The organism is Arthrobacter sp. NPDC093139, from assembly GCF_044754165.1.
Taxonomy (GTDB): Bacteria; Actinomycetota; Actinomycetes; order Actinomycetales; family Micrococcaceae; genus Arthrobacter.
Genome location: NZ_JBIVOO010000006.1, coordinates 182,028 through 206,062, shown reverse-complemented (window position 1 = coordinate 206,062; position 24,035 = coordinate 182,028). Strand labels below are relative to the sequence as shown.

The following is a 24,035-nucleotide window of genomic DNA, read 5'->3' as shown; positions in this document are numbered from 1 at the left end:
GACGTGATGGACGCTGGCGTGATGCACTCCGTCCTGATGGACGTCGATACCGGGATCGACGACGCCCTGGCGCTGGTTTACCTGCTGTCCCGCCCGGAGGTCCGGATCGAGGCCATCACGTGCACGGCGGGCAACGTGGGCGCCCGGCAGGTGGCGCTGAACAACCTCGCACTGCTGCAGCTTTGCGGCCGATCCGGTGTGGAAGTGGCCATTGGTGCCGAGGTGCCGCTTGAGATTCCGTTGGTCACCACCGAGGAAACCCACGGCCCGCAGGGCATCGGCTATGCGGAGCTGCCGTTTCCGGCGCAGCAGATTTCCCCGCGGCATGCTGTGGACGTATGGGTGGACACCGTCCGGGCGAATCCGGGGGAGATCACGGGCCTCATCACCGGACCGCTGACCAACTTCGCACTGGCCCTGCGCCGCGAACCTGCTCTGCCTAAGCTGCTGAAGGGCCTCGTGATCATGGGTGGGTGCTTCAACTACCAGGGGAACACCACGCCCACGGCGGAATGGAACGTGTCCGTTGATCCCCACGCCGCCCAGGAGGTCTTCGCTGCCTACAGCGGCCTTCCCGCGGACAGCCTGCCCGTTGTGTGCGCGCTCGAGACCACCGAACGGATAGAGCTGCGGCCCGAGCACCTGCAAAGGCTGGGGGAGGCCTCCGGCGCGCAGGAACCGGAGCTCGTGCTTCCGGAACAGCCAGAAGGCCAGCGCAGCGCCTCGGACAATCCACTAGTGGCCTGCATCTCTGACGCCGTCCGCTTTTACCTGGAATTCCACCGGCTGTACGGCCAAGGCTACGTCGCCCACATGCACGACGCTTTCGCGGCCGCGGCCGCCATCGGCCGCACGCCCATCCAGACGCGGCCGGCCACCGTGCATGTGGAAACCGGGTCGCCCCGGCTTATTGGCACCACGGTGGCTGACTTCCGCGGCATCTGGAATGAACCGCCCAACGCCCGGATCGTGACGACGAACGACCCCCCGCAGTGCTTTGACGAGCTCATTTCCTCCGTGGCGGCACTGGCCCGCACCCTTCGGCCATAAGCGCGGACTGCCCCCAGTGAATCCGTAGCACCGCACCACCACGGATCGGTAGGATGGTAGCCGCGTCGAGGTGACATAGGCGCCACATTTCGCGTACGCGGAGGATCACGCCACGGGGCGGGGCCTGCCGTCATCAGCCTAAGGATCCACAATGTCACAGCTTTCCCTCACCCTCCCCAGCTCCGGACAGCAGGAGGGACGAAACCGCCGGCTGCTCGAACTGCTCGGCGCCGCCGCGATCGCGGGCACCTTCATCTACCTCGTCCTCACCCAGCCTGCCGACATCGCCAACGGACTTGGAAGCGTCTCCGCGCTGGTTGCCTTGGGCGGGTTCCTGCTCGGTGCGGCTCTGCTGGTCGTGGGCGTGCTGCCTACGCTTCCCACCTCGACGGTAGTTCTCATCCCCGTGGCGCTGGTCCTGAACATCGTTCTCGGCCAGCTCATGGGGACCAGCGGACTGCCCTTCTACTTCGACGCCATCGGCACCGTTCTGATCGCCGTCCTGGCGGGCCCCGCAGCCGGCGCGGCGACGGGCGCCCTGAGCAGCATCGTCTGGTCCTTCATCAACCCCACTGTCCTGCCCTTCGCCGCCGGCGCCGCGCTCATCGGGTTCCTCGCAGGCACTGCTGCACGCTACGGTCTCTTCCGCCGCTTTTACCTCGCCCCGGTGGCCGGCTTCCTCACCGGAATCCTGGCCGGTGTGGTGTCGGCCCCCGTCGCTGCCTTTGTTTTCGGTGGAACCTCCGGGGCCGGAACCGGCGCGATTGTCAGCGCCTTCCGCGCCATGGGCGACACCCTGCTTGCCGCCATCACCAAGCAGGCGCTGATCTCGGACCCCATGGACAAGGCCATCGTGTTCGCCATTGCGGCCATGCTCGTGTACGCCCTTCCCCGCCGCACCACCTTCCAGTTCCCGTTCGTGCGCCGCTTCAACGTGCTGGCAGGCAAGGAACCGGTCCAGAAGGACGCCTGAACGGTGGCGCCGCGGCTCAACCCCCTGACCCTGCTGGCCGCGGCCGCAGCAGTACTGGTGATCACGACGGCGGCCGCCAACTGGGCGGTGTCCCTCACCGTTGCCGCCGGTGCCGTGGCGCTGGCGGCGGCCTTCGGCCGCACCCGCCGCGTGCTGCTCGCCGGCGGCGCCATCCTGGCGCCGTTCTGGCTCTCCTTGCTGGTGATGCATGGCCTTTTCTACCCCGAGGGCCGCACAGTACTGGCGGGATGGGGGCCGGCCAGAGTCACGGCCGAGGGCCTCGGCTTTGCCGTTGACATGGGGCTGCGCACCTCAGCCTTCGTCCTCGTACTGATGCTGTTCTCCTTCAGTATCAGGGTGCCGGACCTTGTGGCGTCACTGGACGCCCTCCGTCTGCCGCCGCAGTTCGGCTACGTCCTGGCCTCGACTCTGATGCTGGCTCCCATCATCTCCGCCCGCCTCCAGAAGGTGCGCCAGGCCCAGGAGTCGCGCGGACTGGTGGTGGAGCAGGGGCTCGTGAGCCGCCTGAAGGCGGTCCGGCTGCAGATGGTGCCGCTGGTGCTGGGCCTGGTCCACGACGCCGGGATCCGCGCGCAGGCGCTTGATGCAAGAGGCTTCCGGCGTGCGGGCCCGAGGACCAGTTACCGGGAGGTTCACGATTCAACAGCCCAGCGCGTTTTCCGGCTGGCTGTCCTCCTGCTCGCCGGGGCTGCGGTGGCCCTGCGGATCGTGGCTTCCACCTCTGGCGGAGGCTCTGCATGAGCGGACAGGATGTTGGCGGGCGGGCCGTCGGTGGGGAGGGCGCCGGGGGGCGGGCCGCCGGCGGGCAGTACTTTGCCCCGACGACGCTCTGGGCGGCCATCGAGGCGTTCACTTTCCATGGCGATACCGGGCCCGCGCTGCGGGCGATTGAGTTCGAGGCTGCTCAGGGATCGCTGACGGCAGTGCTTGGGGGTTCCGGGAGCGGGAAGTCCACCCTGGGACGGTTGCTCGCCGCCTGGCTGGCGGGAGGACGCGACGGCGTGCTCAGGGGGTCGCTGCAGCTGGTGGCCGGAGGAGGTCAGGAGGGCGGGCGCCTGGTGTTTTCCGGGTTGGATGATGACCCGCAGATCGACTCCGCGGCCTGGGCTGACCAGGTGGGCTACGTGCCGCAGGATGCTGCCGCCATGCTCTCAGGCGTGCGCGGCACCGTGGAGGAGGAGCTGGCCTTCGGGCTGGAGAACCGCGGGACGGCGCGGTCCGAGATGACCGCGGCTGTGGCTGAAACCGCCCGGCGCACTGGCCTCACCGCGCTCCTGGGACGTGACCCCGCAACCCTTTCCGGGGGAGAGCTGCGGCGCCTTGCCATCGGGTGCGCCATCATCGGCGATCCGGGAGTCCTGATTCTCGATGAACCTCTGTCATCCCTCGATTCCGCCGGAGAGCTGACCGTGATGGCGCTCGTCAAGGACCTGATGGCCCGTGGAGTAGCAGTGGTGGTCCTCAGCCAGCACGCCGACGCGCTGACGCGGCAGGCCGTGCACTGGCTGGTCCTGGAAGACGGAGCAGCCAAGGCGGCCGGGCCCCCCGACCGGTTGCTGGCCGGCGGCTTGCTGGCCAATTCCGGTGTTGTTGTCAGCGAGCCGCGGGCGGTTCACGCGGTCCAGGACAGGCCCACCCCCGAGCCGGCGCCCGCTGCTGCGTACACGCCAGTACCTGCCATGGAGTTGCCGCCTGCCCTGGACGTGGCATCTTCACTGGAACTGGAAGGCGTGTCCTTCGGGTTCGGCGCCAAGGACTCCAGCTCCCCGCTCCTGCTGGAGGACATCAACCTGGACGTGCGGCCCGGGGACATAGTGGCGCTGACCGGTCCAAACGGCGCCGGCAAATCGACCCTGCTGCGGCTGTTCAACGGGCTGCTGCGGCCGCTGAGTGGCGACATCCGCGTCGCCGGCAAGGCGATCGCGGGTGCTCCCACGGGCATCGTCGCCGACCGGCTCGGCCTGCTGTTCCAGCATCCCCACGACCAGTTGTTCGAACGGACTGCAGAGCGCGAGGTGCTGTTCGGACTGGAGCGGCTCTTCGGGCAGCAGGCACCGGCGAAGGCCGCTGCAGCGCTGGACGCCGTGGGTCTCGGCGGGTCAGGCGCAGTCCATCCGCACGAACTTTCCGGCTCGGCTCAGCGCCTGCTGGCGCTGGCGACGGTGCTGGCCCGGGAGCCGGCGGTACTGGCACTGGATGAACCTACGGTTGCGCTTGATGCCCGTGGCTTGGATCGGCTGACCGCGGCCATTACAGCGGCAGCGGGCCGTGGCGCCGCCGTCGTTCTGGTCACCCATGACCTGCCCTTTGCATTGGCGCATGCCCACCGGACGCTGGCGCTTCAGGGCGGAGCCCTGGTGGACCACTAGGAAAACCTGGGAGGAGCCGTGGTTCTGCGCACTACCAAATGCGGCGTCCTCACCACGTGGGCGGGTTCCTGTGACCGTTCGATCCGGTCCACAGCCTGCTTGACAGCTGTTGCTGCGAGTAGCGGCGCGTCCTGGCTGACCGAGGACAGCTGCATGTAGCTGAGCCGGGCAAACTGGCTATCGTCGTATCCGAGCACGGAGACATCGTCAGGAACTTTCAGCCCGTCGGCACGCAAGCCTTCGATCAGGCCGAGGGCAGTCCTGTCATTGAAGGCGACGACGCCTGACGGGAGATCCGCCCGCAGGGACCGGAAGGCCGTCAGGCCGTCTTCTTCGGTGGGTCCGCCGGGGATTATCCTCGCCTCCAGGCCGTGCCGCTCCATTTCAGTTCGGAAGGCCACCCGGCGCTGGTCGGCGGAAACTGCTGTGCCGCCGTCGACATGCACGATGTTCCGGTGACCGAGGCCGGCGAGGTGCTCAACGGCCATGCGGATGCCTGCCTGGTCGTCGCTGCTTACGGCGTCCACCAGGCCGCCCACGTCGTCCCGGAGGAGGCTAACGACGGGTACCTGGCCGGCAAACCGCTCCAGCTCCTGGCTCCCCAGTGTCGGAGCAATCATGATGAGTGCCTCGGAACCGACATCGAGCAGGGATTCGATGGCCCGGGTCTCGGGGCGGCCATGGGCAACCGCGCTCAACGCGATTTCGTAGCCATGCGCCGCCGCCTCTGCATAGGCAGCATCCACTATTTCCGCGTGAAAGGGCTGGGCGCTGAAGAAACTCAGGCCCAGGAGCCTGGTGCGGCTGCTGCGCAGCAGGCGGGCCCGGCTGTCGGGCCGGTAGCCGAGTTCCCGTGCTGCCTCAAGCACCTTTTGCCGGGTCGACTCCGCCGCGCCGGGCGCCCCGCGCATGACGATGGAAACCAGTGCCCGCGAGACGCCGGCCGCTGCGGCCACGTCCATCAGCGTTGGGCGGCGCTGCTGTTCCGTCATATTCCTCCTCTGTGTGGATCATTCTATAGAACGATCTAGACAGGACGGGTACAAGGATGCCATATTGGGCTACTAGAACGATCTATATGCGTCTTCCATTATCGGCTAGAAATCCCGGGAGTATCCATGAGTTATCTTCAGCATCCGGTCAGCGCGGACCGGCCTGCCCGCATCGCCCTCATCGGAGCCGGCTGGATTGGAAGTTTCCACGCTGAATCTGTTGCCCGCCGTATCTCCGGCGCCCGACTCGAAGCCATCGCGGATCCGTCGCTGCCCGCTGTGGAAGCCCTTGCCGGGAGGTTGGGAGTTGCCAAAATCAGCGCTGATCCTGCTGATGTGTTCAATGATCCGGACGTGGATGCCGTGCTGATTGCGGCTCCGGCCCGGTTCCACTCGACTCTGATCGCGGCGGCAGCCCGTGCCGGAAAGGACGTGTTCTGCGAAAAGCCCGGCGGGCGCACGATCGAGGAACTGGACAGTGCAATGGCGGCTGCGGACGCCGCCGGAATCATGGTTCAGTTCGGCTTCAACCGGCGCTACGCAACGGATTTTGCCGCGGCACGAAAGCTCCTTGACGACGGCGCAGTGGGAACGCCCCAGCTCCTCCGGTCGCTGACGCGCGATCCGGGTACGGAGGCCGGCATCGCCAACCCGGAGCGCATCCCGCCAGGAACGATCTTCCTGGAGACCCTGATCCATGACTTTGACACGCTGAACTGGCTGAACCCTGGCGCCGTTCCCGTCCGTGTGCACGCTGTGGCGGACGCCCTGGTTGCTCCGGAGGCCAAAGACAGAGGGCTGCTGGACACAGCGGTGGTGACAGTGACCTACAGCAACGGGGCAATAGCGGTGGCTGAAGCGAACTTCAACGCGCTCTACGGCTATGACGTGCGCGGCGAGGTGTTCGGCTCGGCCGGCATGGTGACTGCGGGCGGACCGCAAGCCTCCAGTGCAACGAGCTATACCGCGGCCGGCATCAGCTCTGCGACGGTGCGTCTGAATGTGGACCTCTTCCACGATGCCTACACGTTGGAGGTGGACGAGTTCGCCGATGCGGTGAAAGTCCGCCGGGACGGCGTCGAGGCCTCAGCCAAACAAGGCCCGGGCTGGGCCGACGCCCGTAATGCCCTCGCGGTGGCGCTGGCGGCGTCACGGTCGGCCGACACAGGACTGCCTGTCGAGGTCTCGTCGGTTGCAGAGCTGCGGGCAGCCGGGCAGCAACTGCACGCGGTGGGAGACGCCGTATGAGCTTCCGCCTGGCCGTCTGCGCCGAGATGCTCTACGGCGGACTTCCCCTGGCCGAACGGGTTCAGTGGATCCATGGGCAGGGCTTTGAGGTGGAGCTCTGGGATACCCGCGCCCGGGATATCGCTGCACTGGCCGCGACTGGTGCCCGTTTCTCCTCAATGAGCGGCTACTTCGGAGGCAGCCTCATCGATCCTGACAGCGCCCATGAGGTGCTGGCCTCCGCCGAGAAGCTCATTCCGACTGCTTTGGAACTCGGCGTCGAGCGGATGGTGGTTCACCCGGCCGAACTCGGCGAGGGGGGTCACGCGGTCAGGCCAGCCCACCGTGCAACGGGCCAGATGTGGCTCACCGGACTGCGCACTCTGGAACGCCTGGGCAGCTTGGGCGAGAAGCACGGCGTGACGTTTGCGCTGGAGAATCTGAACACCATCGTGGACCATCCGGGCATACCGCTGGCCCGCGCAAAGGACACCATGGCCCTGGTCTCAGCCGTTGACCATCCGAACGTGAAAATGATGCTGGACCTCTACCACGCCCAGATCGGGGAGGGGAACCTCATCGAACTGGTACGGGAAGCGCTGCCCTGGATAGGAGAGATCCAGGTCGCTGACGTACCTGGCCGCTTCGAACCCGGCACGGGGGAGATCAACTACCGTGCCGTCGCCTCGGCGCTGGCGGATGCCGGGTACTCCGGCATCGTTGGACTGGAGGCCGGTGCCTCTGGCGGCCAAGGCGTGGAAGCGGGGGACACCGCCCTCGCTGCGTTCAGGGCCGCTTTCGACGTCTGAGCCCCCTGCGCCGGCCGCCATATTCCGCGCTGCAGGCCAGGATCGCCGTGGCGTTCGATGTCCTGCAGCGCCGGGAGCAGGCCGAGGCCGGGCTCCCGGCCTCCGAGCCGGGCTCGGAGCTGCGTTAGGTTCCGGAACCCCGTGATCCGTCGCAGGGGTCCGGGCGCGGCTCCCTCTGGACTTACGGCCGGGAGGCAACACCCGGGGGAAGGAACCGCCTGCCGTTGACGCGCTCTGATGCGCCCACCCGATCCAGATAGGGGGTGATGCCGCCCAGGAACATGGGCCAGCCGGCGCCGAGGATCATGCAGAGGTCGATGTCCTCCGGACCAGCCACCACGCCTTCGTCGAGCATCAGCCCGATTTCCTCTGCCAAGGCATCCTGCGTCCGGCGCAGGACTTCCTCTCCGCTCGAGGGGGACGTGCCGAACGACAGCAGTGCCATGGTGCTCTGCGGTATCTCCTGGCCACCATCGGCTGCCGGAGCCCAGAGCGATTTCACCCCGTTGTCGATCAGCTTCTGGAGGTTCTGGGATACCTTGAAGCGGTCTCCAAATGCGGCGTGGAGTGACTCCTGGACGTGCTGTGCAACGGGAAGCCCCACCATCGCGCCCAGCGTGAACGGCGTCATGGGCAGGCCCATCGGGCGCAGGGCGTTGTCCGCTACGTCCGCCGGGGTGCCTTCATCGAAGGCGGCGGTGACTTCGCCCATAAGCCTCAGCAGGATGCGATTGACCACGAAGGCCGGGGCGTCTTTAACCAGGACGGCGGTTTTCTTCAGCCCTTTGGCCAGTTCAAAAGCGGTGGCCAGCACGGCGTCGTCGGTCTTGGGGGCCCGGACAACTTCCAGCAGCGGCATGACGGCCACCGGGTTGAAGAAGTGGAACCCCACCAGGCGCTCAGGGTTCTTCAGATCCGCTGACATGGCTGTTACGGACAACGACGACGTGTTGGTGGCGAGGATGCAGTCGGGGGAGACCACGGCCTCCAGCTCCGCGAACACCTGCTTCTTGACGTTCAGTTCCTCGAACACGGCCTCGATGACAAAGTCGGCATCCCCAAACAGGTCCTTGGAGACGGACCCCGTGACAAGCGCCTTGATGCGGTTCGCCGCGTCCTGGCTGATCCGTTTCTTGCCGAGCAGCTTGTCGGCCTCGGCGTGGACGTAGCCAACTCCCTTGTCCACGCGGGCCTGGTCGATGTCGGTCATGACGACAGGAACCTTGAGCTGGCGCGCGAACAGGAGGGCCAGCTGGCTGGCCATCAGTCCCGCGCCGACGACGCCGACCTTCGTCACGGGGCGGGCGAGGCTCCGGTCGGGTGCGCCGGCAGGGCGCTTGGAGCGTTTCTGCACGAGGTCCAGGAAAGCATAGACCGTTGAACGGAACTCGTCGGTCTGCATGAGCCCCGCCAGGGTTTCACACTCCATGGCCGCCGATTCCGCCTGTGACATGGTCCGGTTGGCTTCCATGATGTCCAGAACCTTGGCCGGCGCGGGCGAGGCGTTCGACGTCTTGCTTTCCACGAAGGCGCGTCCGGCGGCCACGGCACCCGCCCAGCGGGCGGCCACCCCAGGGGCGGAGGGGTCGACGGCGTTCGGCCGCTCCGGGGTGACCTCGCCCGAGATGACTTTTGCGGCCCATGCGAGGGACTGTTCCACGAAGTCGGCAGGTTCGAACATGGCATCGGCGATGCCCAGCTTGAAAGCCTCAGGCCCGGACAGCGTGCGGTTGTTGCTGAGCGGGTTCTCAATCATGACCTTGACAGCGTTTTCAGGGCCGATCAGCCGGGGCAGCAGGTAGACCCCGCCCCAGCCGGGGACGAGCCCGATGAAGGCCTCGGGAAGCGCCAGAGCGCCGGCACCGGATGACACTGTGCGGTAGGTGGACTGCAGGGCGATTTCCAGCCCGCCGCCGAGGGCCACACCGTTGATGAAGGCGAAGCTGGGAACGCCGAGGTCGGCGAGCGTGGCATAGACCTCATGCCCCAGCTGGGCCATCCACAGGCCGTGCTCGCGGCTGTTGAGTGACTTCACGGAAGACAGATCAGCGCCGGCCACGAGGAAGTGCGGTTTGCCCGTCACTCCAACGCCTACGATCTCGCCTCTTGCTGCGCGATCCCGAAGTCCTTCAAGCACCGTACCGAGCTCAACGAGCGTGTTGGGGCCCAGTGTGGTCGGCTTGGTATGGTCCAGGCCGTTGTCCAGCGTGATGAGCGCGAACGTGCCCCCGCCGGAACTGTCAGGCGCGGCAGGCAATTCGATGTCCTGGACGTACGAGTGCGTAACGGTCTCGTCGGGGAAGAGGTCGGCAAGCTTGCTGAATTCTGCGGCGCTCATGCTGTGGCTCCTGCTGTTTCGATGTCGGTACCGCTGTAATTGGCGTGGTGAGGGTTTTCCCAGATGACGGTGGCACCCATGCCGAGGCCGACGCACATGGCCGTGACTCCGTAGCGGACGGAGGGATCTTCCTCGAACTGCCGGGCCAGCTGGTTCATGAGCCGGACGCCCGAGGATGCGAGGGGATGGCCCACTGCAATGGCGCCGCCGTAGCGGTTGACACGGTGGTCGTCGTCGGCGATCCCAAAGTGGTCGAGGAAGCTCAGGACCTGGACAGCAAACGCTTCGTTGATTTCGAACAGGCCAATGTCCCCGATTTCCAGGCCCGCTTTGGCAAGTGCCTTTTCGGTCGAGGGGACAGGTCCGATGCCCATGACTTCCGGTTCAACACCCGCGTAGGCATAACTGACCAGCCGCATCTTGACGCCCAACCCCAGTTCTGCCGCGGCATCGGCGGATGCCAGCAGCGCCGCCGTGGCGCCGTCGTTCAGTCCGGCGGCGTTGCCTGCCGTGACGCGGCCATGCGGACGGAACGGCGTCCGAAGGGCGGCAAGGTCTTCCAGCGTTGTTCCCGGGCGCGGCGGCTCGTCCACGGTGTTGACGGTCCAGCCCTCTCCAGGCTTCATGGTTGCCACGGGGACCAGGTCCGGCTGAATCAGTCCCGCGCCGTAGGCTGCCTGCAGCTTGTCCTGGGACGAGACTGCGTACGCGTCGGTGCGGTCCTTGGTGATGGCTGGAAAGCGGTCGTGCAGGTTTTCGGCGGTGTTGCCCATGTTGAGGGCGGCCGGGTCCACAAGCCGCTCGGACATGAAGCGCGGATTGGGGTCGGCGCCGTCACCCATCGGGTGGTTGCCCATGTGTTCCACGCCGCCGGCGATCACGACGTCGTAGGCGCCGAAGGCGATGCCGCCGGCGGTGGTGGTGACCGCCGTCATGGCTCCTGCGCACATGCGGTCGATGGCAAAGCCGGGAACCGTTCGGGGGAGTCCCGCCAGGAGGGCGGCAGTCCGGCCGATGGTGAGGCCCTGGTCGCCTGTCTGTGTGGTTGCCGCCACGGCTACCTCGTCGATGCGCCCGGCGGGCAGCCCCGGGTTGCGGCGGATCAGTTCGCGGATGCATTTAACCACTAGGTCGTCTGCCCGCGTGCCGGCGTAAATGCCCTTGTCGCCGGCCCGGCCGAACGGTGTACGCACACCGTCCACGAAGACGACGTCGCGGACAGCTCGATGGTTTCCGCTGCTTCGGTGTTGGCTCACGTGCTGCTCCTCATTGAGACGGTGGTCCCGGATCCTGACCGGGTGCCCGAGGGATCCGGGCGTCACCGGGGCCAATGTTACTAGCCAGTAACTTAGCGTGCAAGGAGCGGATTGCTAGGGGCTTTGGTCCCTGGCTTCCTTCGGCGGCAGCGGCTGTGGATTGAGGAACGCTTCCGTGATCAGAGGTGCCACGATCCCGATCTGCCACGGCCTGGCTCCCAGCCCGCGCAGTTCTTCGGCCACGGACGCTTCGCTGATCTCGGCCGGGGGGCGCCAGGCGATCCGGCGCAGATAGTCGGGCGTCAGCAGGTTCTCCAGCGGGAGATGCAGCTCGTCCGCCCTCTTCTGCAGAAGCGGCCGTGCGGTTGAGAGCCGTTCCGCGGCGGCTGGATCGCGGTCTGCCCAGACCCGGGGCGGCGGCGGGGCGTTGGTGGGAAGGTGCAGGGGCGGAAGGTCCTCGAGGGCCCGGGCGGTGGCGATGCAGCGAAGCCAGCGGGGGGCCTCGCGCTGCGCTGCCCGGCCATGGAAGCCCTTGGTGCCCAGCAGCTGCGGCACAGTTGCCGGCATGGCTTTGGCGGCAGCCACAAGGGATGAATCGGGAATAAGCCGGCCCGGTGCCACATCCCGCTTCTGCGCCAGGGCATCGCGTTCAAGCCACATTTCGCGGACTGCGGCGAGCTGGCGGCGGTCCCGGATCTGATGCAGCCCGGATGTTTTGCGCCAGGGATCGATCCTTGGCGGTGCCAGTCCGGCTGCGAGGATGGCAGCGAATTCCTGCTCTGCGAACTCAAGTTTGCCGTCCGCTTCGAGCAGCTCAATGAGTTCCTCGCGGAGCTCGGTCAGGACTTCGACGTCGAGGGCAGCGTAGCGGAGCCAGGGTTCCGGCAGGGGGCGGGTGGACCAGTCGGCCGCGGAGTGTTCCTTGGCCAGGCCGAAGCCCAGCAATTGTTCGATGACGGCGGCAAGTCCCACGCGCGGCAGCCCGGCGAGCCGGGCGGCGAGCTCGGTGTCGAACAGCTTGTCCGGCCACATGCCGAGCTCGGAAAGGCAGGGGAGGTCCTGGCTGGCCGCGTGCAGGATCCATTCGACGCCATGCAACGCATCGTTGATGATGCTCAGATTGTCAAAGGGTTCGGGATCGATGAGCCAGGTACCCGACCCCTCGCGGCGGATCTGGACCAGGAATGCCCGCTGGCCGTACCGGAAGCCCGAAGCCCGTTCGGCATCGACGCCGGCGGGTCCGGTTCCGGCGGCTATTGCTGCCGCACAGCGCTCCAGTCCTGACTGCGTTTCAATGACCAGCGGAACGCCGTCTCGGGGTGAATCGAGATCGATGACAACGGGAACGCGGCTGTCAAAGCCCTCGACGGAGATATGGGGTGTGGTTTCAGCAGCCGGAGCGCCAGCTGTGGTGTTTTCCAAATTTTCAGGGGTCATGATGGCCCCTAGTTTACCGGCAGCGCGCTGCCGGGCGGAGTCCCTGCCGCCGGAGGGCACTAGTTCCGGCGCCTGCGGGGGAGCGCAGACACGCCGTCGGGGAGCGGCGGCAGGCCCGCGAAGGTACACACCATATCGGACCACGCCTCCAGGTGGGCCTGAACGTCGGCACCCGCCGGGGTCCAGGAGGCACGGAGTTCGATGTCTATCGATCCCGGCCTGTCGGCCAATGTGCCGAAGCTTTCCGAAAGGACGCGCGTGGCGGTTCCGCCGGCTGCCCTGTACGCCGCCTGGTGTGTCTCGAGGGCTTCCACGAGCCAGGTCCACGCAACGGAACCCAGCATTTCGTCGTTGCCCATCTCCGGCTCAAGCTGGGCCCGGATATAGGTCACGATGCGGAATTCTCCGTCCCAGACCGCGGAGCCGTCAGGGTCGTGCAGCAGGATGAACCGCCCGGTGGCGAGCTCATCGTCGTCGGGCTCGTTGCCGCCGGCCGAGCGGGCAAGAGCGACGGCGGCAGGGCCGTGCTCCGCAGCGGATTGACTGCCGCGGCTGTGGGCGCCGATGACCTCGGCGCCGAGCGCAACGGCGAACGGTGCCAGCCGCGACGGCGCCGGGATCTCGTTCAGATGCAGCTCACTGCGGCATCGTGCTTTCCGGAGGGTCCCCAAGGCGTACAGAAATTCCGCGGGAACCTGGGCAAGTGCGTTCACAATCGCAGGGTATGCAATGGAGCCGGCGAAGGACGGCAGGCTCGCCGCCGACCAGGGCAATCGGGCCGGTTCAATCCACAGCAGGGCATTCCGGGCTCCTAATCAACGGCCTGCGCCGCCCCGCCGGAGCCGGTTTCGGCGGCTTTCCCGTGCTGTGCCATTTCGGTCCGGATGGCCTCGACGAAGGCGTCCACGTCATCCTCGCTTGTGTCGAAGGAGCACATCCAGCGGACCTCGCCGAGGGCTTCGTTCCAGTCGTAGAAGCGGAAGGATTTCCGCAGCCTGTCCGCCACTCCTGCGGGCAGGATGGCGAAAACGCCGTTGGATTCGGTTTTCTGCGTGGGTTCCACACCGTCAATGGCGTCCACAGCCTCCCGCAGCCGGGCCGCCATGGCGTTCGCGTGCGCGGCCGACCGCAGCCACAGATCACCCTCCAGCAGCGCGATGAACTGGGCGGACATGAAGCGCATCTTGGAGGCCAGCTGCATGTTCATCTTCCGCAGGAAGAGCAAGCCGTGGGCGGCTTCCGGATTGAGGGCCACCACCAACTCGCCGAACAGGAGTCCGTTCTTGGTGCCGCCGAACGACAGAATGTCCACTCCTGCATCGCGGGTGAAAGCCCGCAGGGGAACGCCAAGGTGCGCGGCGGCATTGGCCAGCCGGGCACCGTCCATGTGCAGCTTCATGCCCTTGGCATGAACGTGCCGGGCGATCGCGCGCACCTCATCCGGGGTGTAGCACGTGCCCAGTTCCGTGGTCTGAGTGATGGAGACGGCAAGCGGCTGGGCGCGGTGCTCGTCGCCCCAGCCCCACGCCTCGCGATCGATCAGCTCCGGGGTAAGTTTGCCGTCCGGCGTGGGCACCTGCAACAGCTTGATGCCGCCGATCCGCTCCGGCGCGCCGTTTTCGTCCATGTTGATGTGGGCTGTTGACGCGCAGATGACGGCGCCCCAGCGGGGAAGCAGGGACTGCAGCGACAGCACGTTGGCGCCGGTGCCGTTGAAGACAGGAAAGCACTCGATGCCTTCTCCGAAGTGCTGCTCCATGAGGTCCTGCAGCCGGGCGGTGTAGTCGTCCTCGCCGTAGGACACCTGGTGTCCTTCATTGGCGGCCGCCAAAGCGGCCAGCACCTCGGGGTGCACGCCGGAGTAGTTGTCCGAGGCGAAGCCCCGGACGGACGCGTCGTGCAGCCGCGCCATGGTGCCGTTGCCGGCCGTTTCAACTGTGGTGGTTGTCATCGCTTTGGTCACGCTTTCAGTCTAGGGAGTTGCCGCCGGGCCTGCCCGCGGTCACGGGGTCAGCAGGATCCGCTGCCCGTTCAGTTCGGCGGCGGGCTTTTCGAACAGCCCGACGACGGCCGCAGCCAGGTCTTCGACGTCCGTAAAGCCGGGGAACCTGCGTTCGGGGTGGCGGCTGCGCATGGCGGGGTCCACCAGCGCCTTCAGCACTAGGACGACGGCGGCGCTGTGCAATTCAGGGCCATCCTGCAGTTCAGGTGCGCTGGGCAGCCCAGGCGGGCTCGTCAGTTCGGGAGAGCTCTGCCCCGCTGTGCCCTTTAGCTGGTCCCGCTGGAACCCGTCCGCCACGGCCATGGTCCAGGCCTCGGCGGCTGCCTTGGCTGCCACGTAACTGGCGACCGCCGCGGCAGGTGCGGTGACCGCCGTCGACGACACCATGGCGAACCGGCCGTTGTCGGATGCCACGAGGTCGCCGTAGAACACGCGGGTGACATTCCGGAGCGTCGTCAGGGAACTGGTTTCCAGGAAGTCCCAGTCTTCGTCGCTTTGGTCGGCGATGCCCCGGGCGCCCCGCCAGCCGCCCACGAGGTGGATAACGCCGTCGATCCTGCCCGCCCTGCTTGTCAGCTCGTCGTGGAGTTCCCGGACGGCGGGCAGGACCGCCAGGTCGCACGTGAGCGGAATGACTCCGCTGCCGGCCGTTTCCGCCGCGGCCGCGATCCGCGTGCTGTCCGACCCCACCGTATAAACGGTCATGCCGGCGTGGGCCAGGGTGCGTGCCACGGCGATGCCCGATGGCCCGCTGCCGCCTGCGACCAGGACTGTGAGGGTACGGTCTGTCATCAGGCCGTCATCGCTTCCGCGGTGGGACCGGGGCTGGATGGATCCTGTGCCCCGGTGATGCCTGCCGTCGACTCGATCACGGGACGCATCTTCTTCTCCAGTGCTTCGTAGAACATGGACAGCGGGAATTCGTCGTCCAGCACCTGGTCGGTGAGTCCGCGCGGCGGCCCGTCGAGCGGGAGGGCGCCGGGACCCTTGGCCCATACCGAGGCCGGGTTCGGCGTGAGCGTTCCCGCGACGAGCTCGTAGGCGGCGAGCCAGTGCGCCGTCTTCGGCCGGTCGATCGAACGCCAGTACAGCTCTTCGATGCGGGCGCCGAGTTCAATGACCGCTCTGGCAACGTTGTCCCAGTCGAAGCTGAGCCGGCTGTCGGTCCAGTGCAGCACACGGTGCTGGTGCAGCCAGGCGAAGAGCAGCTGGCCGCCCAGACCGTCGTAGTTGCGGATCCGGCTGCCCGTGATGGCGAACCGGAAGATCCGGTCGAAAATGACGGCGTACTGGACGAGTTTTGCATGCCGGCGGGCCTCCGGATCGGACGCTTCGTCCTTTTCGATCCTCACGGATTCGCGGAAGGCCGTCAGGTCGCAGCGCAGTTCCTCCAGTGAGTACAGGAAGTACGGCATGCGCTGTTTGATCATGAAGGGATCAAAGGGCAGGTCGCCGCGCATGTGGGTCCGGTCGTGGATCAGGTCCCACATCACGAAGGTTTCCTCGGTGAGTTCCTGGTCCTCCAGGAGCGCGGCGGCCCCGGCAGGCAGTTCGAGGGACGTGATCTCCGCCGCAGCCCCGAGGACCCGGCGGAAGCGGGCGGCCTCGCGGTCGGCGAAGATGGCGCCCCAGGTGAACCGGGGTGTCTCACGGACGGCCACGGTCTCCGGAAACAGCACAGCGGCGTTGGTGTCATAGCCGGGTGTGAAATCAATGAAGCGGATGGGGACAAACAGCTTGTTGGAGAAGTCGCCTGCTTCAAGCCCGGCGATGAATTCGGGCCACACCACATCGATCAGTACGGCTTCAACCAGTCGGCTCGTGCTGCCGTTCTGCGTGTACATGGGAAAGACCACGAGGTGCTGGAGGCCGTTTTCGCGGTGCGCCTGGGGCTGGAAAGCCAGCAGCGAGTCCAGGAAATCCGGGACTCCGAACCCCGCCTCCATCCAGCGCATGAAGTCGACGCAAACGAGTTCGAGGTAGCGGGCGTCGTGCGGGAAGAATGGCGCGAGGGCTTCCACGGCCTCGATGATGGCAAAGACATGGCGGCGCGCAGCAGCATGATGCGCATTTTCCGGCACGGAACCGTCCTGGCTCTGAAGGCCGCGCAATGCCGTGGCGGCGGTCTTGAGACGCTGCCATTCGGGGTGGTCCGCGGAGATCCTGGCTGGGGCGGTGGTAACGGTGATGGTCATGTTCGGCGTCGCCTTTCTGGTTGCCTGAGCTTCTACGCCGAGCGTAACAAGCAACCAGATCTGCTAATCCATTTTAGGCCTTAGCATAAGAAACTGTGGGGCTCAGTGGCCTCTTTGGGCAGGCCAGGAGCAGCGGCAAACAGTCTCAGGAACCGGCAGGGCCGCCATCTGCGCCCTCCACCGGTACCAGCCTCAGGGAAACCGAGTTGATGCAGTACCGCTGGTCCGTGGGCGTTCCGTAGCCCTCGCCCTCAAAGACGTGCCCCAAATGGGAATCGCAGGCCGAGCACCGCACCTCGACACGGTCCATGCCGAGGGTGCGGTCGTGGATGTAGCGGACTTTGCCTTCGGCCAAGGGAGCCCAGAAGGACGGCCAGCCGCAGTGCGAATCGAACTTCTCTTTGCTCGTGAAAAGTTCGGTACCGCATGCCCTGCACTGGTAGACGCCTGCCGTATGGGTGTCCCAGTACTCACCGGTGTAGGGCCGTTCGGTGCCCGCCTGGCGGAGCACATGGTATTCCTCAGGCGTAAGTTCCCGGCGCCACTCGTCTTCGCTCCGGACGACCGGGGCGCCCACCGTGTTCTCAGCTTTTTCTGGAGTGCTCATAGCCAAATCAACGCTCAGGAGTCCCCGATAAATCCCGAGCCTGCATACAGATGCAGCACGGGAAGGCCCAAGCGGTCCTGCGCCTTGTTGGCCCAGTCAGTGTGGAAGGTGTCGGCCACAGCGTGTGGTCGGGTGACGACGACGGCCTGTACGGCGCCGAGCTCCTTCACCTTGGCCACGAGGCCGTTGACGGCCTCACCGTCCACTACCTCGCCCGAAACTCCGCCGCCGATGCCTTGGAGCGCATCCACCGAGACGGACAGGGTCTCGGCCGCCGCGGCCCGTTGTTTCTCCGGGTCCGGTGCGTGCGAGGTCAGCTCGCGGAAGGCCTTGGCGATGTCCAGCATCGAGAGGTTCTCGAGGAAGTCCACGATCAGATGCCGCTCCGTGTTGGCGGGGACCAGCACGACCAGGGGCATGTCACCTCCGTTCACGAGGCGTTCGATGTTGCGGCGGTCGTCCGCACCCAGCGGCTCTTCTGTGAGAATGACGATTGGATCGCTCATGCCATCAGCCTAGCCCGGCGGCACCGCGCCCGCATGCTTTTGTGGCCGGATGTGCCTTGGACGCCGACTCCGGCAAGAATGGTGCAATGGACTCCTCCTTCCGGCCCGGCACAGAGCTGCTGCGCCACCTGGTTCCGGGTGCCCGTGAGCGCCAGGCTCCGCACCTCTTGAAAAGCACACATATCCTGAGCAGCACTGATCTCTTGAACAGCACAGATCTCTCGAAGGGCATGGGCCAGCAGGACACCACCATGAGCCTGCGCGCCAAGTGGACCCTCGGCGGAATTATCGCGGGCAGCGCCGCAGCGGCCCTCCTGGGCGCCGGGTCGTCGGCCCTTGCCCTGTACTTTGCCCGGCGCGTGCTCACCCCCGCGCGGGCTCGGGCGGCCGACCAGGAAGTGCTTGCGGTGATCAGGGAAGGCAGGGGACTGCAGGTCATCCTTGCGGCGACGCCCGAGACGATCCAGGACGGCATCTACAGCCTCTTTTTCGACGGCGGCAAGGGCCATGCCCGCATCGGCCGGATCCTGTCCTATTCGCCGTCCGAGCGCACTGTCCTGCGCGAGGTGGAGGCCGTGTACCAAGGAAATCTGGAAACCGCCCGCCGGGGCTGGTGGGGAGGCGCTGTCTACCCTGATCCCTTCGCCGTCGGGCTTGCCTCGGAGGAGGTGGCTGTTGAAGTTGAGGGCGGTACGGCCCCTGCCTGGCTGATCCCCACTGAGCCGGACGCCGAAGTCTGGGCCATCATGGTCCATGGCCGCGGTGCGACCCGCCAGGAAAGCCTGCGGGCGGCCAGGGCTGCTCACGAGCTGGGACTGCCCGGACTCCTCATTTCCTACCGCAACGACGGGCTCGCGCCCTCTGCGCCCGACGGCAGGTATGGCCTGGGCTCGACCGAGTGGCGCGACGTCGATGCCGCGATCGAGTTCGCGCTGGCCCGCGGCGCCAAGGAGGTCGTGCTCTTTGGCTGGTCCATGGGCGGCGCCATCTGCCTGCAGACCGCGGACCTTTCGAAACACCGGAACGTCATCCGCGCCATGGTTCTGGACGCGCCCGTCATCGACTGGGTCAACGTGCTGGCGCACCATGCTGAACTCAACAGGATTCCGTCCGCCGTCGGCCGTTACGGCCAGCTGATGATGGGCCACCGCCTCGGGCGCCGGCTCACGGGGCTGGCAGCCCCTGTTGACCTGAAGTCCATGGACTGGGTGGCCAGGGCCGTGGAACTCCGGACCCCAACGCTTATCGTCCACAGTGTTGACGATGAATACGTCCCCTACGGGCCGTCCGCCCTCCTCGCAGAGAAGAATCCGGAAATGGTCACCTTCGAGGCGTTCGAGAAGGCGCGGCACGCCAAGGAATGGAACGCCGATCCTGCCCGGTGGGAGAGCCTGGTCAAGGCGTGGCTGCAGCAGCAGCTGGCTCCCCGGCTCAATCCTGGACAAACCTCCGGTCCGGACCCGGACATGGACCTGGAAGCGGAAGAGGAAAATCGCCTGCGCGATTAGCCCGGACTGTTGCCAGTCCTGGCTGCGCCGGTGCCGATCGGAGCCGTGATGGCATCGGTCAGGCGCACCAGGTCCCGGGGATCGAGCTCGATGTCGAGTCCCCGCCGCCCGCCGGACACCAGGATGCTGGGCAGTGCCAGGGCGCTGTCATCGAGCACAGTGGGGGAGGGCTGCCGCTGGCCCAGCGGGGAGATCCCGCCCAGGACGTACCCCGTCCGCCGTTCGGCGGCCCCCGGATCGGCCATCACTGCCTTCTTGCTTCCTAATGCGGCGGCCAGGGCCTTGAGGTCCAGGCTTCCGCTCACGGGTACGACGCCGGCCGCGAGCCTTCCGTCCACCTCCACCATGAGCGTCTTGAAGACCTTTACCGGATCCATCCCCAGAACTTCGGCGGCTTCCAGCCCGTAGCTGGCAGCTGCCGGGTCGTGGCTGTAGGGATGCAGGGTAAAGGGAACGCCTGCCGCAGCCAAGACGGCTGTGGCAGGCGTTGCCTGTGACGTGTTCTTTCGCGCCATGTGACCCTGGACCGAATCCGTGGATGTAAGGCGGCTAGCTTTGCAGCCGGGCGGAGGCGGCAACCTTGCGCTTGATACGCCCCAGCATGGCTGTCATTCCGCGCATGCGCAGCGGCGTGATGGCCCGGGTCAGGCCGAGCAGCTCGGGCATATCGTCGGGCACGGCAAGGATTTCTTCTGCCGTGAGTCCATCCAGGCCCTCATGAAGCACGCCCGCGAACCCACGCGTTGTGGGGGCTTCGGGAGGAGCCTTGAAGAACAGCCGGAAGGCGGAGGGCCCGCCGTCGTTCTTCTCGGTCTCAATGGTGAGAAACAGCGGTGACTGGCACTCGACCACCTGCTCCAGAAGCTCGGGGTGGTCCTGGAGCCGCTCCGGCAGCTCGGGCAGGCCGCGGGAGAACTCCAGCAGCAGCTGGAGCCGCTCCGGCTCGCTCAGTGCCTGGAAGTCATCGACAATTTCCGCCAGTGCGGTGGGCAGTGCATAAGTACTCATCACTTCAAGCTTACGCAGTTTGCCCCCGCACGGCCCGTTTCTTACGCTGTCTGCGTGACACCGACGGGAAGGGAACCGCGCTCGGCACCCTTGACGATCGGTACACGGACGGCGTTGCCCCATTCCGTCCAGGATCCGTCGTAGTTCCGTACCGACTCAAAGCCGAGAAGATACTTGAGCGCAAACCACGTGTGGCTCGAACGCTCACCGATGCGGCAGTAGGCCACGACGTCATCGCCTTCGGACAGTCCTGCTTCGCCCAGGTACAGCGCCTCGAGTTCCGGCCGGCTGCGGTACGTGCCGTCTTCGGCTGCCGCGCGCGCCCACGGGATCGATGCTGCTGTGGGGATGTGCCCGCCGCGGAGTGCGCCTTCCTCCGGGTAGGCGGGCATGTGGGTACGCTGTCCGGTGTATTCCTCGGGGGAGCGGACGTCGATGAGCGGCTTGCCGAGGTGGGCAAGCACGTCCTCCTTGAAGGCGCGGATCGGCGCGTCGTTGCGTTCGACGACGGGGTAGTCGCCGACGGCGGGCGACGGCACGTCCGTGGTGAGCTCACGGCCTTCCGCAATCCACTTGTCGCGCCCGCCGTCGAGCAGGCGGACGTCCTCGTGGCCGAAGAGGGTGAAGACCCAGAGCGCGTAGGCCGCCCACCAGTTCGACTTGTCACCGTAAATCACGACGGTGCTGTCGCGCGAGATGCCCTTCGCGGCGGCCAGCGCGGCAAAGGCCTTGCCGTCCACGTAGTCCCGAGTGACTTCATCATTCAGGTCCGTGTGCCAGTCGACCTTGACCGCGCCGGGGATGTGCCCGGTCTCGTACAGCAACACATCTTCGTCGGACTCGACGACTACGAGCTTGCCGTCTCGGAGGGCACCGCCTTCAATCGCTGCGGCGAGCCACTCTGTGGAAACCAGCCGCTCGGGGTGGGCGTAGGCGGCGAACTTGTCATTCTGCTCAACTGGGTAGGACATGCGTATGGCCTTTCACTGAAAGTGTCACGTCAGACCGACGGGGAACCGGCCGGTCACTGGTTTCAACACTAGTCACGGGCCGTGCTGAAAGCTGCCCCTGCGTTAACAGGACGAAATGTGCGCTTAGTCACGCGCGGCGGGCAGGGATGGTCCAGGGCTCATGGAGGCGGTACCAATGCCGGTATCCTGTCTGGGGATAAGTCACCAGCAGAACGGACCACCTTGGTACAGATCGAAAAGCTTGCCACCCGGACGCCGGCAGTCTCGGTGGATGAACTCCTCAAGGGTTTCTACCCGTCGCCCAGGTTCGGGCAGGTGTCGTTCTCGAGCTACCGGCCCGATCCTGCCCAGCCCAGCCAGGCGGCGGCAGTGCGCGCACTTGAATCGTTCGCGGGCGGCGTGGGCTCCGGCGACGGGGCGGGACTTTTCAAGAGGCTCTTCGCCAAGAAGGATGTGTCCAGGGCCGGAATCTACCTCGACGGCGGGTTCGGCGTCGGCAAGACCCACCTGCTGGCATCGCTGTGGCACGCTTCCCCCGGGCCGAAGGCCTTCGGCACGTTTGTGGAGTACACCAATCTCGTGGGCGCCCTGTCCTTCCGGAAAACGGTTGAGGCGCTGAGCTCCTACAAACTGGTGTGCATCGATGAGTTCGAGCTGGACGATCCGGGAGACACCGTGCTCATGTCACGGCTCATGCGCGAACTCGCGGATGCGGGCGTCAAGCTGGCCGCCACGTCCAATACCTTGCCGGGGTCCTTGGGCGACGGCCGGTTCGCCGCCGTCGACTTCCAGCGGGAGATCCAGGTCCTGGCCGACCAGTTCGACGTCATCAGGATCGACGGAGAGGATTTCCGGCACCGCGGCCTGCCCGCAGCGCCTTCTCCGTTGCGGAACAGCGAGCTCCACGCCCACATGAAGGCGGAGTTCGATGGCCAGACGGTGGCCGAGGACGACTTCAAGTCACTCATCGCGCATCTGGCCGGTGTCCACCCGAGCCGCTACCGGAAGCTCATCGACGGCGTGGACGGCGTTGTCTGGCGGGATGTGGAAACCATCACCGAACAGGCCGTTGCGCTGCGGTTCGTGGTTCTGGCCGACCGGCTGTACGACAAGGATGTTCCGATCCTGGCCAGCGGGGTTCCGTTCGACAAGCTGTTCACCGAGGAAATGATGACCGGCGGCTACATGAAGAAGTACTTCCGGGCGGTCTCCCGCCTCACCGCGCTGGCCCGCGAAGGCCAGAACCACGAACCGGCTCTTTAGAGCACCTTCGACACAGGCCTTAAACGCCAAGGGCACCGGTGCCGCCTCTCGGCAGGACCGGTGCCCTGGTTGACGTGTCGGGGCAAATGCCCGGGCAAATCCTTTGTTACGGAGCCTTGTCGACCGGCGGCACGGCAGTGCGTGCCTGGGTCTCATTCGGCTTTCCGTCTGCATTGTCAACGAAGTTGGAAGCGCCATTCTGGACTTTATCTACATGACCGGCATACTTGCCGCCCGTCTTCGAGTCGACGAAGTCGCCGCCTTTTTGGATGCCGTCCTTGATGGCCTGCTCGTTGCCGCGGATCAGACCCTGAGCCTTGCCCTTTAGATCGTCAATTAATCCCACGAGCACCTCCCTTCAATCGCGGAGCCAGTTCGCTCCTCCGCAGTCGATCCTAGCCCTCGGGAGGACATATGCCAAGGTCCAGTTGACAACTTTTGTCACACGGTATGAAGACATGAAAAAAGCAGCTCCCGAGGGAGCTGCTTTATGGTGGGCGATACTGGGATCGAACCAGTGACCTCTTCCGTGTCAGGGAAGCGCGCTACCGCTGCGCCAATCGCCCGGAACCGGATAACCGGCTAATCCTGGGGTTCGAATCCGTAAGGATGTAAGAGAGCGGACGACGAGATTCGAACTCGCGACATCCACCTTGGCAAGGTGGTGCTCTACCAGCTGAGCTACGTCCGCACATGAAGCACGATCCGGAAAATCCGGACGTTCAACAACAAGCAAGTTTCCTTGCTCTGGTGGGCGATACTGGGATCGAACCAGTGACCTCTTCCGTGTCAGGGAAGCGCGCTACCGCTGCGCCAATCGCCCATTGAATCCGGCAGCACCGGAAACCATGGTTTTCACCGAGGTGGGTACGGGATTCGAACCCGTGTATACGGCTTTGCAGGCCGCTGCCTCGCCTCTCGGCCAACCCACCGTGTAAGCATAAATTCCTCGGAATCCAGCCGTGACAGTGTCCTGCGAGCGGACGACGAGATTCGAACTCGCGACATCCACCTTGGCAAGGTGGTGCTCTACCAGCTGAGCTACGTCCGCATTTTGGAGCGGTGATTCCTTGCCGTAAGCGGCATTTCCTCGCGTTCCAACGAGTAAAAACTCTATAGGAGGTTCAGGGAATCTCCAAATCGTCCTCCACTGCAGCTTCGTCAACCGGCCTACTTCCCTGAATTCTAGGGAAATTTTTGAATTACAGAGGTGTAGTTCACGGCGTTCCTGCGCCACGGCTTTCTGCGGGATTGCCTTCCATATCCCCGCCTCTTGGCTCGCTGTTCCGTCCGTCATCGCCGGCTCTTCCCCGCGGGTGCCGTCCGATTTCCGTAAACGCCACATCGTCCGCTAGCATTCAAATGCATCGGGGCGATTGGCGCAGTGGTAGCGCGCTTCGTTCACACCGAAGAGGTCACTGGTTCGAACCCAGTATCGCCCACCGATGGATGGTCCGTTCCGCACAGGGAAAACCTGCGCGGGGCGGACTTTTCTGTTTCCGG

The 24,035-nt window shown here is 65.8% G+C and carries 22 protein-coding genes and 6 tRNA genes; 9 read left to right on the top strand and 19 right to left on the bottom strand.

The genetic code is table 11. From position 1 onward, the window contains the following. Window positions 1-21: 21 nt before the first annotated feature. From ACIP90_RS12095 to ACIP90_RS12080, 4 genes are all read left to right on the top strand, one after another. Window positions 22-1,050: a nucleoside hydrolase gene (locus ACIP90_RS12095; RefSeq protein WP_400579614.1), complete on the top strand. Its 1,029-nt coding sequence runs from the start codon at window positions 22-24 to the stop codon at window positions 1,048-1,050. A gap of 151 nt (window positions 1,051-1,201) precedes the next feature. Then, window positions 1,202-2,023, top strand: coding sequence for an ECF transporter S component (locus ACIP90_RS12090; protein ID WP_400579549.1), 822 nt, complete (start codon window positions 1,202-1,204; stop codon window positions 2,021-2,023). Window positions 2,024-2,026: 3 nt separating this feature from the next. Continuing rightward, window positions 2,027-2,785 (top strand): energy-coupling factor transporter transmembrane component T, encoded by a 759-nt coding sequence (locus ACIP90_RS12085; RefSeq protein ID WP_400579548.1) that lies wholly within the window; start codon window positions 2,027-2,029, stop codon window positions 2,783-2,785. Next, entirely contained in the window at window positions 2,782-4,413 is a 1,632-nt protein-coding gene (locus tag ACIP90_RS12080; protein ID WP_400579547.1) for an ABC transporter ATP-binding protein, read from the top strand. The genes ACIP90_RS12085 and ACIP90_RS12080 overlap by 4 nt, the downstream gene beginning before the upstream one ends. Here the strand turns inward: ACIP90_RS12080 and ACIP90_RS12075 are convergent. Next, window positions 4,410-5,405 carry a LacI family DNA-binding transcriptional regulator gene (locus ACIP90_RS12075; RefSeq protein ID WP_400579546.1) on the bottom strand — a complete coding sequence of 332 codons (996 nt, stop codon included), beginning with the start codon at window positions 5,403-5,405 and terminating at the stop codon, window positions 4,410-4,412. The two genes, ACIP90_RS12080 and ACIP90_RS12075, sit on opposite strands and share 4 nt — an antisense overlap. A gap of 126 nt (window positions 5,406-5,531) precedes the next feature. On the opposite strand from ACIP90_RS12075, the gene ACIP90_RS12070 reads away from it, so the two are divergent. Both ACIP90_RS12070 and ACIP90_RS12065 read left to right on the top strand, forming a co-directional pair. Continuing rightward, the gene (locus tag ACIP90_RS12070) at window positions 5,532-6,653 is read left to right on the top strand and encodes a Gfo/Idh/MocA family oxidoreductase (RefSeq protein WP_400579545.1); all 1,122 of its coding nucleotides are present in this window, start codon (window positions 5,532-5,534) and stop codon (window positions 6,651-6,653) included. Then, window positions 6,650-7,441 carry a TIM barrel protein gene (locus tag ACIP90_RS12065; RefSeq protein WP_400579544.1) on the top strand — a complete coding sequence of 264 codons (792 nt, stop codon included), beginning with the start codon at window positions 6,650-6,652 and terminating at the stop codon, window positions 7,439-7,441. Before ACIP90_RS12070 ends, ACIP90_RS12065 begins: the two co-directional genes overlap by 4 nt. Window positions 7,442-7,622: 181 nt before the next feature. Here the strand turns inward: ACIP90_RS12065 and ACIP90_RS12060 are convergent, their stop codons facing one another. From ACIP90_RS12060 to ACIP90_RS12020, 9 genes are all read right to left on the bottom strand, one after another. Further along, window positions 7,623-9,779, bottom strand: coding sequence for a 3-hydroxyacyl-CoA dehydrogenase NAD-binding domain-containing protein (locus ACIP90_RS12060; RefSeq protein ID WP_400579543.1), 2,157 nt, complete (start codon window positions 9,777-9,779; stop codon window positions 7,623-7,625). After that, a complete protein-coding gene (locus ACIP90_RS12055; RefSeq protein WP_400579542.1) occupies window positions 9,776-11,035 on the bottom strand; it encodes a thiolase family protein in 1,260 nt (419 codons plus the stop codon). The genes ACIP90_RS12060 and ACIP90_RS12055 overlap by 4 nt, the downstream gene beginning before the upstream one ends. Window positions 11,036-11,149: 114 nt before the next feature. Beyond that, a complete protein-coding gene (locus ACIP90_RS12050) occupies window positions 11,150-12,472 on the bottom strand; it encodes an HRDC domain-containing protein (RefSeq protein WP_400579541.1) in 1,323 nt (440 codons plus the stop codon). A 59-nt stretch (window positions 12,473-12,531) separates the two neighbouring features. Further along, entirely contained in the window at window positions 12,532-13,188 is a 657-nt protein-coding gene (locus tag ACIP90_RS12045) for a DUF3000 domain-containing protein (RefSeq protein WP_400579613.1), read from the bottom strand. Window positions 13,189-13,283: 95 nt separating this feature from the next. Continuing rightward, window positions 13,284-14,423 carry a threonine aldolase family protein gene (locus ACIP90_RS12040; protein ID WP_400579612.1) on the bottom strand — a complete coding sequence of 380 codons (1,140 nt, stop codon included), beginning with the start codon at window positions 14,421-14,423 and terminating at the stop codon, window positions 13,284-13,286. A 51-nt stretch (window positions 14,424-14,474) separates the two neighbouring features. Next, window positions 14,475-15,266: an SDR family oxidoreductase gene (locus ACIP90_RS12035; RefSeq protein ID WP_400579540.1), complete on the bottom strand. Its 792-nt coding sequence runs from the start codon at window positions 15,264-15,266 to the stop codon at window positions 14,475-14,477. Continuing rightward, a complete protein-coding gene (locus ACIP90_RS12030; protein ID WP_400579539.1) occupies window positions 15,266-16,669 on the bottom strand; it encodes a DUF6421 family protein in 1,404 nt (467 codons plus the stop codon). The genes ACIP90_RS12035 and ACIP90_RS12030 overlap by 1 nt, the downstream gene beginning before the upstream one ends. A 145-nt stretch (window positions 16,670-16,814) precedes the next feature. After that, entirely contained in the window at window positions 16,815-17,276 is a 462-nt protein-coding gene (msrB, locus tag ACIP90_RS12025) for a peptide-methionine (R)-S-oxide reductase MsrB (protein ID WP_400579538.1), read from the bottom strand. Between the two features lie 14 nt (window positions 17,277-17,290). After that, the gene (locus ACIP90_RS12020; protein WP_400579537.1) at window positions 17,291-17,782 is read right to left on the bottom strand and encodes a hypothetical protein; all 492 of its coding nucleotides are present in this window, start codon (window positions 17,780-17,782) and stop codon (window positions 17,291-17,293) included. 251 nt (window positions 17,783-18,033) lie between these two features. Here ACIP90_RS12020 and ACIP90_RS12015 point away from each other — a divergent pair, with 251 nt between their 5' ends. Further along, complete coding sequence (locus ACIP90_RS12015; RefSeq protein ID WP_400579611.1) at window positions 18,034-19,290, top strand: alpha/beta hydrolase family protein; 1,257 nt, start codon at window positions 18,034-18,036, stop codon at window positions 19,288-19,290. On the opposite strand, the gene ybaK is transcribed toward ACIP90_RS12015, so the two are convergent. The 3 genes from ybaK to ACIP90_RS12000 are packed head-to-tail and all read right to left on the bottom strand — an operon-like array spanning window position 19,287 to window position 21,269. Continuing rightward, window positions 19,287-19,805, bottom strand: a complete 519-nt coding sequence (ybaK, locus tag ACIP90_RS12010) for a Cys-tRNA(Pro) deacylase (protein WP_400579536.1) — start codon at window positions 19,803-19,805, stop codon at window positions 19,287-19,289. The genes ACIP90_RS12015 and ybaK overlap by 4 nt on opposite strands. Window positions 19,806-19,839: 34 nt before the next feature. Beyond that, window positions 19,840-20,298, bottom strand: coding sequence for a SufE family protein (locus ACIP90_RS12005; RefSeq protein ID WP_400579535.1), 459 nt, complete (start codon window positions 20,296-20,298; stop codon window positions 19,840-19,842). 41 nt (window positions 20,299-20,339) lie between these two features. Further along, window positions 20,340-21,269 carry a sulfurtransferase gene (locus ACIP90_RS12000; protein WP_400579534.1) on the bottom strand — a complete coding sequence of 310 codons (930 nt, stop codon included), beginning with the start codon at window positions 21,267-21,269 and terminating at the stop codon, window positions 20,340-20,342. A gap of 222 nt (window positions 21,270-21,491) precedes the next feature. Here ACIP90_RS12000 and zapE point away from each other — a divergent pair, with 222 nt between their 5' ends. Beyond that, window positions 21,492-22,532: a cell division protein ZapE gene (gene zapE / locus ACIP90_RS11995; protein ID WP_400579533.1), complete on the top strand. Its 1,041-nt coding sequence runs from the start codon at window positions 21,492-21,494 to the stop codon at window positions 22,530-22,532. 106 nt (window positions 22,533-22,638) lie between these two features. Here the strand turns inward: zapE and ACIP90_RS11990 are convergent, their stop codons facing one another. The 6 genes from ACIP90_RS11990 to ACIP90_RS11965 all read right to left on the bottom strand — a co-directional run bounded on the left by ACIP90_RS11990 (window position 22,639) and on the right by ACIP90_RS11965 (window position 23,583). Then, on the bottom strand, window positions 22,639-22,884 hold the full coding sequence (locus ACIP90_RS11990) for an antitoxin (RefSeq protein ID WP_400579532.1): 246 nt from the start codon (window positions 22,882-22,884) through the stop codon (window positions 22,639-22,641). Window positions 22,885-23,023: 139 nt separating this feature from the next. After that, window positions 23,024-23,098: transfer RNA gene (locus ACIP90_RS11985), tRNA-Val, on the bottom strand. A gap of 52 nt (window positions 23,099-23,150) precedes the next feature. Then, window positions 23,151-23,223 (bottom strand) — tRNA-Gly (locus tag ACIP90_RS11980). 57 nt (window positions 23,224-23,280) lie between these two features. Beyond that, window positions 23,281-23,355, bottom strand: a tRNA-Val gene (locus ACIP90_RS11975). A gap of 38 nt (window positions 23,356-23,393) precedes the next feature. After that, window positions 23,394-23,464: transfer RNA gene (locus ACIP90_RS11970), tRNA-Cys, on the bottom strand. A gap of 46 nt (window positions 23,465-23,510) precedes the next feature. Next, window positions 23,511-23,583: transfer RNA gene (locus ACIP90_RS11965), tRNA-Gly, on the bottom strand. A gap of 319 nt (window positions 23,584-23,902) precedes the next feature. On the opposite strand from ACIP90_RS11965, the gene ACIP90_RS11960 reads away from it, so the two are divergent. Further along, a tRNA-Val gene (locus tag ACIP90_RS11960) sits at window positions 23,903-23,974 on the top strand. Window positions 23,975-24,035: the final 61 nt, after the last annotated feature.